The following is a 10,428-nucleotide window of genomic DNA, read 5'->3' on the forward strand; positions in this document are numbered from 1 at the left end:
GTAGCGTCTTTCTCGATAGATTGATTAGAGTGGTATATTACGCAGAATGAAAGATCAAACAAAGTCCTTTTCAATAAAGAAGATTGCAATCCTGGTAACCATATTGGCTTTACCGGGATTTTGTTATTATCTACTTCAGGAAAAGGGCGAGAATCGTTATAAATCGTTACCCTTTTATGGCGAAAAGAAATTAACGGGAACTTTTCATACCAAGCGCGGTAAACAGATTCCCGATACACTTTATCATGCCGTGCAACCTTTCAGCATGTTAAACAGCGATAGCTCTACGGTAACCTTTAAACCGGATAGCAGTGTGGCAGTTATTAATTTCTTCTTTACAAAGAAAGAGAAGCTAGCGAAGCCTATTAACCAAGTGATGCAACAGATTGCCAAACGTTTCGAAAAAAACGCCATGGTTGAGCTTTATTCGGTTAGCATTGATCCTTATAGTGACACACCCTCCGTTTTGAAACAATATAAGGAAGGGTGGGGTAAGTTTAGAAATTGGTATATGCTATCACCGGCGAACTACGAAGAAGTTATAACGTTGGCCAAAGATGGCTTGCTGTTAGATGTTGTTTATGACCCAAAAGCGCATACCCCTGTTACGCATAGTTCATCAATCGTTCTATTGGATTCAAAACGAAGAATAAGAGGGTACTACGACGCCTTGGTTAAAACGGATGTTGATAAACTGATTGACGAAATTAAGTTGTTATTAACGGAAGAATTTAGAAATATAAGCATAAGACAATAATGAGTGATAAGGCTATCTTTAGATTGGTTTGGGGCGTATCGGTTTTTGTTTTTGTCGTGGTTGCACTATTGCAAAGTGGACTGATCGCCTGGAAAGTTATACCGGATTGGGTTTTCTATTTGCCTAAGGCGAATGCCATGATTAATGGAACTTGCACCGTCTTGCTCATCATCTCTTTCTTTTATATTCGGAAAGGAAATATTACAATGCACAAAAGGCTGAATATCATTACCTTTATACTTTCTTCGCTTTTCCTGGTGCTTTATATAATCTATCACTCCACCGGTAATGAGGCAAAGTTTGGGGGGCAAGGAATTATTCGTCCCATTTATTTCTTTATATTGATAACGCATATTGTGCTCTCGGCCATTGTACTGCCCCTTGTTCTGTTCAGTTTTTACAGAGGGATGAAGATGCAAGTTGAAAAGCATCGTAAATTAGTACGTTGGAGTTTTCCTATTTGGTTATACGTCACCATTACAGGCGTAATCGTGTACTTAATGATGGCTCCTTACTACAATTAGTCGATAAACTAGCTTCGTGTAAGTAATTTTTATTGCGTAATTTCGTTTTCTATAATAAGGATCAATAAAAAGTTGCGCTATACTAAACAGATTAGCTTTATCATTTAAAAATAAGCAAATGAAAAAGATTCTCAGAATAGCTGGATTGCTGTTTTTTTTGACAATTGCTGCTGTCAGCTATGTCAAACCGGTGTATGCACAATGCGCGATGTGTACTTTAAATGCTGAGCAATCGGTGAAAGATGGCAACAGTCAAGGCAAAGGCTTAAACAAAGGGATATTGTTTTTATTAGCTATGCCTTATTTGGCGGTAGGCGCCGTAGGATATATGTGGTATAAAAAATATCGAAGGAAGCAGGTTGATGTTAATTTCAAACACGACCCGATCAATCTCAACTAGTTTTCATGGAGGCATGGCGGGTAGGAGCAAGATACGTGCGTTAATAGAAGCCCGATGCCCTCAATGCAGAACGGGAAAAATGTTCATTGGTGGTACATATGGCTTTCGTAAACAACGAACTAATGATATTTGTCCATACTGCGGCTTGGAATTTGAAATTGAACCCGGCTACTTTTATGCTGCTATGTATGTAAGTTATGCCATGGCAGTTTTGGAAGTAATCACCATCGGCTTGACAACCTACTTAATTACCGGAAGTGAGTCTCCTTGGCTCTATTCGATTGTGTTGTTTATAGCAGTATTGCTTTTGGCCCCATTTAATTATCGATATTCGCGACTGATTTTGCTGTATTTTCTGACGCCCAAGATTAAATACAATCCAAAATATCAGTTGGATGATTGAGATCAGTTTTCCTTTTATTTAAACGCTATGATACTTTTTAATAAGGCTTTTTGCTTGTTTCTATTTATTGCTTTACTTATAAGTAGTTGCAAAGTGATGTCCCCGAAAGCCTACCAAGCTATGCTAAATGTGCAGGATTCATTAAATCAAGGTTGGCGGACAGCTCAAATCAAAAATGACAACTTAGAAGATGAACTGGCGAAGCTAAGGGCCGACACAGCATCATTGGGAAGAAGGCTTGCTTCATTGGAAGAGAATTTGAGCTCAAGCTCAAGTGAGGCGAAAAAACTGGCCGCAAATTTAGCTGAACGCGAGGAACGCCTGAAAGAGGTAGAAGATGTACTGCGGAAACGAGAGGAAGCAGGTAATCAATTAAAAGATAAGTTGCAACGTGCGCTGTTGGGATTTAAGGAAAGCGGGTTGACCGTTGATATGCGGGAGGGTAAAGTATATGTCCTACTTGCTGATAAATTACTCTTTTCTTCGGGAAGTATCATAATTGATCAGCGTGGGAAACAAGCTTTGGCCGAGTTAGCCAAAGTTTTGAATACGCAGCCCGAAATCAATATGGCCGTTGAAGGTCATACAGATAATCAGAAGGTGAGAAGCTTGGGACAAATAAAGGATAATTGGGATCTCAGCGTTTTGAGGTCAACTTCGGTTGTCAGGTATCTAACAGAGGAAGAGGGAATCGATCCAAAGAGGCTAATAGCAACGGGAAAGGGCGAGTTTACCCCTGTAGATACCGCAGACACACCCGAGGCTAGGAGTGCTAACAGAAGAATAGAAATTGTTCTTTCTCCAAAGCTGGATGAGCTTTATGAATTGATAAAATAGTAGGTAGTTGAATAGCGGGATAGTTGAGTGGTTGAATGGTCGAGTGCTATTTAACAACTTAACCACTCAACTATTCAACTACGAACTAAAAAGGATTATTGATATCGGCAAGCAACGGTAATTGAAGATCCTTGTCTGATAAAATCAGCTCCTCTTGTGGTAAAGGCCATTGGATGTTAAAGGTAGGATCATTGTAACGAACGCCGATTTCATTTGCCTTATCATATTTACCGGTTACTTTGTAACAGAAAATAGTGTTCTCTTCCAGAGCAACAAAACCATGTAAAAAGCCTACAGGTATCCATAGCATTTTGGCATTTGCCTCACTAAGTTCAATGTGGAAGGTTTGGCCAAAGGTAGGTGAGTTTTTTCTAATATCCACAGCGACATCGATCACACTTCCCTTAATTACTCGGACAAGTTTTCCCTGGGCATGAGGACCTGCTTGTGCATGTAAACCACGAAGCGCGCCTTTACAGGAAACCGACTGATTATCTTGGACGAATTTTTCGTCAATGCCATTTTCCCTAAATAATGCTTCGTTATAAGTTTCAAAAAATTGTCCTCGGTTATCTTCCCATATTTTTGGTTCAATAATAACGACTCCTTCGATAGGTGTTTTTACAAAATTCATATTTTATTAGTGTGTAGCTTATATCGTTTTTGTTATGTTCTTAATCGATGTACTCCATAAGGGTATCGAATAAGAAGAGATGTCCATAAAAATCTCCCTGCATCTTCTGTTGTAAAATAGTAAACAGTGATTCTTTGAACTTTAGTATGTCCTCTCTATTATTTGCTAGCAATTGAAGGCTGAACGAGTGCCCCTCATTGGGAGAGTCTAATATTTTTAAAAGTCTTATTTCCTCAAATAAAGAATGAGCTTTCACCAAGGGGATATATTCTGTTTTAAGCCATTCGGTGTACGCTAAAACTTTTTGATCAGAAATAATATGTGTAATATTAAATAAAATCATTCGGCTAAGATAGCAATCCTCTGGCATTAATAGTACTTGCCACGCTAAATCAGCGCAATCGCATGTCTTCTTAATCGATTCTGTATCGGTTTGAATTAAGCAAAAGAGCAATATTAATAGAAGATGACCGAGAAAAAGGTGTTTTATTATAAATGCTTATTGAATATTAAAGGCAGGTATACCGGAGCCAAAAGAAGTGTACTTTAAATGTTACGAGTGAGGTTTGAAAAAAAAAGCTTCTTTTGCTAACTTAACCATAAATATAAGGGCATACAAATCTGGCTGTATGTCTGAAAGAAATCAACAAATTGGGTACAAAAAAGAGGTGGGTATACATGCGGATTTTTACTCCTATCATCGTCGTATTTTTTCTTTTATGCCTTTCCGCTTGCTCGAATTTCGCAAAAAGGGAAGAAATACCGGTGGAAAGTTTTTTTATGAAATCGCCGAAAGGAAACTTTCAGATTTCTCCCAGCGGAAAGTATATTGCCTTTTTGCAGTCATACAAGGGGATTCAAAATATCTATCTAACGACTTGGAATAACACAGAAACCAAAAGGATCACAACAGAAACGGATAAGAATATAGCAAACTATTTTTGGGCAGATGACGACGAACTGGTGTTTTGGAAAGAACGGTCGAAGGATGATAATCTGAATATATATGCTGTCAATAGAACCTCGTTGTCCGTCCGTAACCTCATTACCCCGGAGCCAATGCGATTTCGGTGGGTAAGCCAGCAGGTGAATAATGATGAGTTGTTGATTTCGCTAAATAAACGTGATTCTTCTGCTTTTGACGTATATCGGTTAAATCTTCATAATTGTCATTTAAAGATGGTGGCAAAGAATCCGGGTAATATCAGTAATTGGTTTGCAGATCTGGATGGAAAAGTGCGTTTGGCGGTAGCGAGCGACGGCGTAAATGAGACATTACTTTATCGGGATAATGAGACGAGCGAATTTAAGCATGTTTTCGAGAATAATTTCAAAACAACGGTGAAGCCTCTGCGATTTATTGAGGGGAAAGCAAATCACATATATGCCTTGTCGAATATCAACAGAGATAAGCAAGCCTTGGTCATCATCGACTTGGAGAAAGGAGAAGAAATTAAGACCATTTACGTACATCCGGAAGTCGACATCGACAATATCCGTTTTTCGACCGTTGCGAAAGGGCTTGCTTATGCGGAATACGATACTTGGAAACCCGAAAGACATTATTTTAATAAGAAGATTAAAGAGGTTCATGAAGATCTAACGCGAAGACTAAACGGATACTGGATGCGGGTGATCGATAAGAACGACGCTGAAACGAGGTTCATCATTCGTACTTACGCTGATGACGATCCGGGGGCAATTTACCTATATAGCATCCAAGACGATCATTTAACGAAATTAGCCGATGTTAACCCCGCTTTGAACAGAACAGCATTATGTAAGATGGACTCTATTCGTTACGACGCGCGAGATGGTATGACGATTAGTGGATATTTAACATTGCCCAATCAGCTAAAAAAGCAAAATTTACCGCTTATTGTTATACCTCATAATGGTCCTTCTGCAAGAAATGTATGGGAATATAATAGCGAAGTTCAGTTTCTTGCTAATCGTGGATATGCTGTTTTTCAACCAAACTATAGGGGCTCAACGGGCTACGGAAAAGAGTTTTGGTCAGCCGGTTTCGGTGAGTGGGGCGGAAAGATACAGGAAGATATTGCTGATGGCGTAAGATATCTGATCGATAAGAAGGTCGCGGATCCTAAACGAATTGGCATTTTTGGATATAGTTTCGGCGGATTTTGCGCGCTATACGGTGCCTGTTTTCATAACGATTTGTATAAATGTGCCGCATCCTATTCGGGAATAACCAATTTGTTTACTTATTTAAAAGAAATTCCTCCTTATTATAAACCTTATTTGCAGATGTATTATGAAATCATTGGTAATCCCGAAAAACAGGCAGACTATTTTCGCGCAGTATCACCTGTCTTTCATACGGATAAGATAAAGGGGCCTATTTTTATTGCACAAGGCGGTAAGGACGAACGTGGCAATGTAAACGAGACCAATCAAATGGTACGAGACCTGAAGGGCAAAAACATTAATATAACTTATTTTTTGAAAGAGAAAGAGGGACATTACTTTAAAGATGAACAGGCTCGCTTGGCGTTTTATCAGCAACTTGAAGTGTTTTTTGCCAACAATTTGGGCGCTAATTAATCGGTTTATCGGTATCATATATGCCAAATCATAACCATTATCGAAAAAATTACTGGCTTATTATCACATTTGCTGTCCTGGCATCACTATTATTTATTATAGCCTTGGGCTTTGCAAAGAAATATGCGCGGAAGCTTGTTGAAAATGAATTTGTCGGAAAAAAAATCGATGTTTTAGATAAGAATATAGAGTCTTATAACGACCTTTTTTTTAATAAAATACCGGAAGTATCCTTTTATCAGGGATATCTCGATTCCAATTCTGCCTTCATTTATGCAGACTCCGTGTTAAAAAAGTATGCTTTTGTAAAGCGCATTTTATTCTTTGATGCTTATGTAAGCCACACACCTACAGGATTAGGGATAACGCCCCGTGCCGTGTATCAATTTAGAAGAGATTGTCCGAAGAGCCAGGTAATTTATCGAGCTAACTCCGGTGAAAAATTCGATATTCGTATTGCCGATGATTTTAATAGTATGGCCGCAAGGCTTGCCAGCTTCATTGATATCGCTGATACTTCACGGAGTGTTAATAACGATGAGATAAATAAGTTCTTTTATGCTGTTATTCCTGAGAAAATAACGTACATGAATATTCCTCGGAAAGAGGATATCAAAGCATACAAGCAATTCGTAGAAAGCGAGATTGATAATAACTCGATTTATGAACAGGATATCTTGAGCTATTATATAGATCCGCAGGACCTAAAATTAGTGAATAATCATCCGGAACTTTATGAAAAGATCGAAATAAAACCACTGTTCTATGCAACGCTTGATACCGATCCCGACTTGCTGACTACGGAGAGTCCCTTACCCGGTGCGCTTGCTTCGTATAAAATATACTTTAGCGCTAATAGAAATTTCTTGATAAAGGAGGTTAATAGACGGTTTATGCCACTAGCGCTAATGATTTCCTTAGGCTACTTGGTATTGTTTGTAATTGGGTACCTGATCTATCGAAATATTAGTTTTAATAATAAGATGTTTAAGCTGCAATATGATTTTGTCAATAACCTTACCCATGAATTTAAAACGCCTGTAAGTGTTATTAAAATTGCGGGCAATAATATTCAAAGTGCCAAAGAGTTAAAAGAGGACGCCAGAAAGCTATACGGTAAGATACTGGATGAGGAGGCAGATAAGCTTAATAATCTATTGAATACCTTATTATCTTTTACACAAATTGAGAATAAGTCCATTAAATTGAAATATGAAAAGGTTAATTTAAAAGACTTTTGCGAAAAAATTGTAAATCGGTATCAACTAAAATACCCCGGTTTTGATTTACAATATGAGCTTAAAGATGTGTCAACCTTGCATACAGACCAGGTCTTACTCGGTAGTGTGTTTCAAAATTTAATAGATAACGCTTATAAGTATTCCGAGGAAGGCAGTAAATCGTTAAAAATCACTATTTTTAAGCAAAAAAAGCAAATAATGTTTAAGTTTGTCGATAAGGGAATAGGAATTCCAAGGAGCGAACTTATAAATATATTTAAAAAATTTTATAGAGTAAAAAGTCAGTATAACCAACAAGGCAGTGTAGGTTTAGGTTTGGCATTTTGTAAAGAATTGTTGAATTTTATGGACGGCGATATCCAAGTAAAGAGCACCTTGGGAAAAGGGTCAACTTTTCTAGTAACACTGCCATATGTACATTAATTAGACGAACAGCACAGAAGTAAAACTATGCAAAAAAACACTAAAATTGCTGTAATAGAAGATGATGAAAACCTTCGATTTTTGGTTGTTCATCGATTAGAATCGGAACATTACCAAGTGATACAGGCCTCGAATGGGAAGGATGCGGAGACGTTAATATTAACTGAAAAGCCGGATATTGTATTGTTAGACTGGATGTTACCCGGAAAGCAAGGGTCAGAGGTCTGTGCAAATTTGCGCAAAGCAGGTTTTAATAATCTGGTTATTATGATGACCGCCAAGTCGCAGGACGTGGATAAGATAGACGCATATAGCTTCGGTGTTTCGGATTATATAACTAAACCCTTCAATATGGATGTTTTAGTAGCAATGATCGAAAATAAAGTGAAGTTTTTTGTTAACAACGCAAATGACACTTTATACTTTGGTAACACGGAACACCATCCAAACACGCATTCGTTAATCAGAGATGGGAAAAAAATAGAGCTGACTATTCTTGAAAATCGGATTCTACTTTATTTCTTGCAGAATGTGAATAGGGTTATCAGTAGAGACGAACTTATGCAAGTGGTTTGGGGATACAGTTCCAATGTGAATACCCGCACCCTCGATATGCATATCGTGCGCTTGCGGAAGAAGATTGAAATTAATCCCGATAAGCCGTATCATTTACAAACAGTACGGGGAATGGGGTATAAATTTGTTGCAGATAGAACCTAGTTGTTAATATCTGTTAAACACATTAGTGGATTTGTTTTTTTAAGAAAAAGGAGTTAACTTCGTTGTTAACTCAGCAAGACCACGCTTGGTAATAAGGCGTGGTCTTGCTTGTTTTTTATAATGGAACCTTAAAGTATTATTTTTATGGCAGACGTAACATATTATAGCAAAGAAGGATTGGAAAAGTTGAAGGAGGAACTTCAGTATCTGAAGACGGAAGGAAGGGCCGCCATAGCAAGAGCTATTGCTGAAGCAAGGGACAAGGGTGACTTGTCCGAGAATGCGGAATACGACGCAGCCAAAGAGGCGCAAGGCCTTCACGAAGCAAAGATCGCAAAGTTGGAGGAGGTTTTAGCAAATGCTAGATTGATCGATGAATCTAAATTGGACGTTACCAAAGTGTTGGCTCTATCCATTGTAAAATTAAAAAACACAAAGAATGGAGCGATCATGACCTATCAATTGGTTTCCGAAACAGAGGCAGATCTTAAATCCGGTAAAATATCGGTAAAATCACCGATAGCGCAAGGCCTGTTAGGTAAATCCGTAGGTGATAAAGCTGAAATAGAGGTACCTGCAGGGAAAATCGAACTGGAAATATTGGAGATCTCACGATAGCTTGTATAGCGGTTATGTGCGGTTGCTGCCATAACCGCTTACATGACGCTAACGGTGGGTTAAGTTGTTAGATTTATGCTTTTTTAATTTTTTAATTTTTACTTCCTTGTATTATGTCTTCTCTATTTTCAAAAATTGTATCAGGTGAAATTCCAGCGCATAAAGTGGCTGAGTCAAATGATTTCTTGGCTTTCTTAGACATCAATCCCTTAGCGGAAGGACATGTACTCGTGATTCCCAAAAAAGAAACGGATTATATCTTTGATATGGAAGATGATGAGTACATTGGAATCTGGATGTTTGCCAAAATTGTTGCATCAGCGATCAAAATAGCTTTTCCATGCGAAAAGGTGGGCGTTGCTGTGATTGGACTGGAAGTGCCGCATGCGCATATCCATTTAGTACCTATCAACCATGTAGGTGATATCAACTTCTCGAAAGAAAAACTGAAGCTTAGCAGTGAGCAACTTAGCGAACATGCTGAACGTATCAGACAAGAGCTGGCGAGATTAACGAGTAATTCGTAGTGTTTTCGTACCGCAATGAGGTATAGATCGGTCCTTCTTATTTTAATCGATGGGAATTTTCTTTTATAAAAGATTCCCAGCCAGTATAGCTCTTCTTACCACCGCTTGTGCCGCGTCCTTGAAATGCATGGCAAACCGCCACTGCGAGGCCGTCTGTTGCATCAAGAAATTGTGGGCTCTCCTTGAAGTTTAATAAATTCTTTAACATGGAGGCAACTTGTTCTTTCGATGCACTGCCGTTACCTGTTACGGATTGCTTTATTTTCCTGGGCGCGTATTCCGCTATTTCAATTTTTTTGGCTAAAGCGGCTGCCATGGCTACTCCCTGAGCTCGTCCTAACTTCAGAATGACCTGGATGTTTTTGCCATAAAATGGATCTTCTAAAGCCATGCAATCAGGGTGGTACTGATCGATTAGTGAGGTGGTCTTCTCAAATATACGTTGCAACTTAAGCGCCTGATTTTCCAAATGATCCAGTTTAATGATTCCTAAGCTTATTAAGCTCAGTTGTTTCCCCTTTTCCTGAATTAAACCGTAGCCCATCACTTTGGTTCCGGGATCGATCCCCAAGATAACCCGCTCTTTTAAATCGCTTTGCAACATGTCACAATATTACGATTTTATTAGCATAAACAGGGTTAAGAATGTTCTTTCGGCCTTGCTATGTTATAATTTATTTAAGTTTTCTTAACATTGCAAAAAAAAACACCATGAGCACGAGGGGGAAAAAAAAATAAATAAAGTGTAAGTATTAAAAATTACCGTACTCTTACTGACG

13 protein-coding genes are annotated in these 10,428 nt (G+C 38.4%); 10 read left to right on the forward strand and 3 right to left on the reverse strand.

The features are described from left to right. Positions 1-46 precede the first annotated feature (46 nt). The 5 genes from QT327_RS22335 to QT327_RS22355 all read left to right on the forward strand — a co-directional run bounded on the left by QT327_RS22335 (position 47) and on the right by QT327_RS22355 (position 2,921). Positions 47-757: an SCO family protein gene (locus QT327_RS22335; RefSeq protein WP_130854488.1), complete on the forward strand. Its 711-nt coding sequence runs from the start codon at positions 47-49 to the stop codon at positions 755-757. Next, complete coding sequence (locus tag QT327_RS22340) at positions 757-1,281, forward strand: DUF420 domain-containing protein (protein ID WP_013664851.1); 525 nt, start codon at positions 757-759, stop codon at positions 1,279-1,281. The genes QT327_RS22335 and QT327_RS22340 overlap by 1 nt, the downstream gene beginning before the upstream one ends. A 118-nt stretch (positions 1,282-1,399) precedes the next feature. Next, complete coding sequence (locus tag QT327_RS22345; RefSeq protein ID WP_013664852.1) at positions 1,400-1,681, forward strand: CAMCR motif-containing small membrane protein; 282 nt, start codon at positions 1,400-1,402, stop codon at positions 1,679-1,681. Then, positions 1,644-2,084 carry a DUF983 domain-containing protein gene (locus tag QT327_RS22350; protein WP_013664853.1) on the forward strand — a complete coding sequence of 147 codons (441 nt, stop codon included), beginning with the start codon at positions 1,644-1,646 and terminating at the stop codon, positions 2,082-2,084. The genes QT327_RS22345 and QT327_RS22350 overlap by 38 nt, the downstream gene beginning before the upstream one ends. A 27-nt stretch (positions 2,085-2,111) precedes the next feature. Further along, positions 2,112-2,921, forward strand: coding sequence for an OmpA/MotB family protein (locus tag QT327_RS22355; protein WP_013664854.1), 810 nt, complete (start codon positions 2,112-2,114; stop codon positions 2,919-2,921). Between the two features lie 85 nt (positions 2,922-3,006). Here QT327_RS22355 and rfbC read toward each other — a convergent pair whose 3' ends face one another. Both rfbC and QT327_RS28355 read right to left on the reverse strand, forming a co-directional pair. Continuing rightward, positions 3,007-3,555, reverse strand: a complete 549-nt coding sequence (gene rfbC / locus QT327_RS22360; protein ID WP_013664855.1) for a dTDP-4-dehydrorhamnose 3,5-epimerase — start codon at positions 3,553-3,555, stop codon at positions 3,007-3,009. Positions 3,556-3,595: 40 nt separating this feature from the next. Further along, entirely contained in the window at positions 3,596-3,925 is a 330-nt protein-coding gene (locus QT327_RS28355; protein WP_130854487.1) for a DUF4286 family protein, read from the reverse strand. A 410-nt stretch (positions 3,926-4,335) separates the two neighbouring features. On the opposite strand from QT327_RS28355, the gene QT327_RS22365 reads away from it, so the two are divergent. From QT327_RS22365 to QT327_RS22385, 5 genes are all read left to right on the forward strand, one after another. After that, complete coding sequence (locus QT327_RS22365) at positions 4,336-6,120, forward strand: S9 family peptidase (protein WP_165446896.1); 1,785 nt, start codon at positions 4,336-4,338, stop codon at positions 6,118-6,120. 20 nt (positions 6,121-6,140) lie between these two features. Continuing rightward, a complete protein-coding gene (locus tag QT327_RS22370) occupies positions 6,141-7,784 on the forward strand; it encodes a sensor histidine kinase (RefSeq protein ID WP_013664858.1) in 1,644 nt (547 codons plus the stop codon). 27 nt (positions 7,785-7,811) lie between these two features. After that, positions 7,812-8,504 (forward strand): response regulator transcription factor, encoded by a 693-nt coding sequence (locus QT327_RS22375; protein ID WP_013664859.1) that lies wholly within the window; start codon positions 7,812-7,814, stop codon positions 8,502-8,504. 144 nt (positions 8,505-8,648) lie between these two features. Beyond that, positions 8,649-9,122 (forward strand): transcription elongation factor GreA, encoded by a 474-nt coding sequence (greA, locus tag QT327_RS22380; RefSeq protein WP_013664860.1) that lies wholly within the window; start codon positions 8,649-8,651, stop codon positions 9,120-9,122. 113 nt (positions 9,123-9,235) lie between these two features. Then, positions 9,236-9,649 (forward strand): HIT family protein, encoded by a 414-nt coding sequence (locus QT327_RS22385; RefSeq protein WP_013664861.1) that lies wholly within the window; start codon positions 9,236-9,238, stop codon positions 9,647-9,649. A gap of 37 nt (positions 9,650-9,686) precedes the next feature. Here the strand turns inward: QT327_RS22385 and ruvC are convergent, their stop codons facing one another. Further along, entirely contained in the window at positions 9,687-10,253 is a 567-nt protein-coding gene (ruvC, locus tag QT327_RS22390; protein WP_130854485.1) for a crossover junction endodeoxyribonuclease RuvC, read from the reverse strand. Positions 10,254-10,428: the final 175 nt, after the last annotated feature.

This window comes from Olivibacter sp. 47 (genome assembly GCF_030372825.1).
Lineage (GTDB): Bacteria > Bacteroidota > Bacteroidia > Sphingobacteriales > Sphingobacteriaceae > Olivibacter > Olivibacter oleidegradans.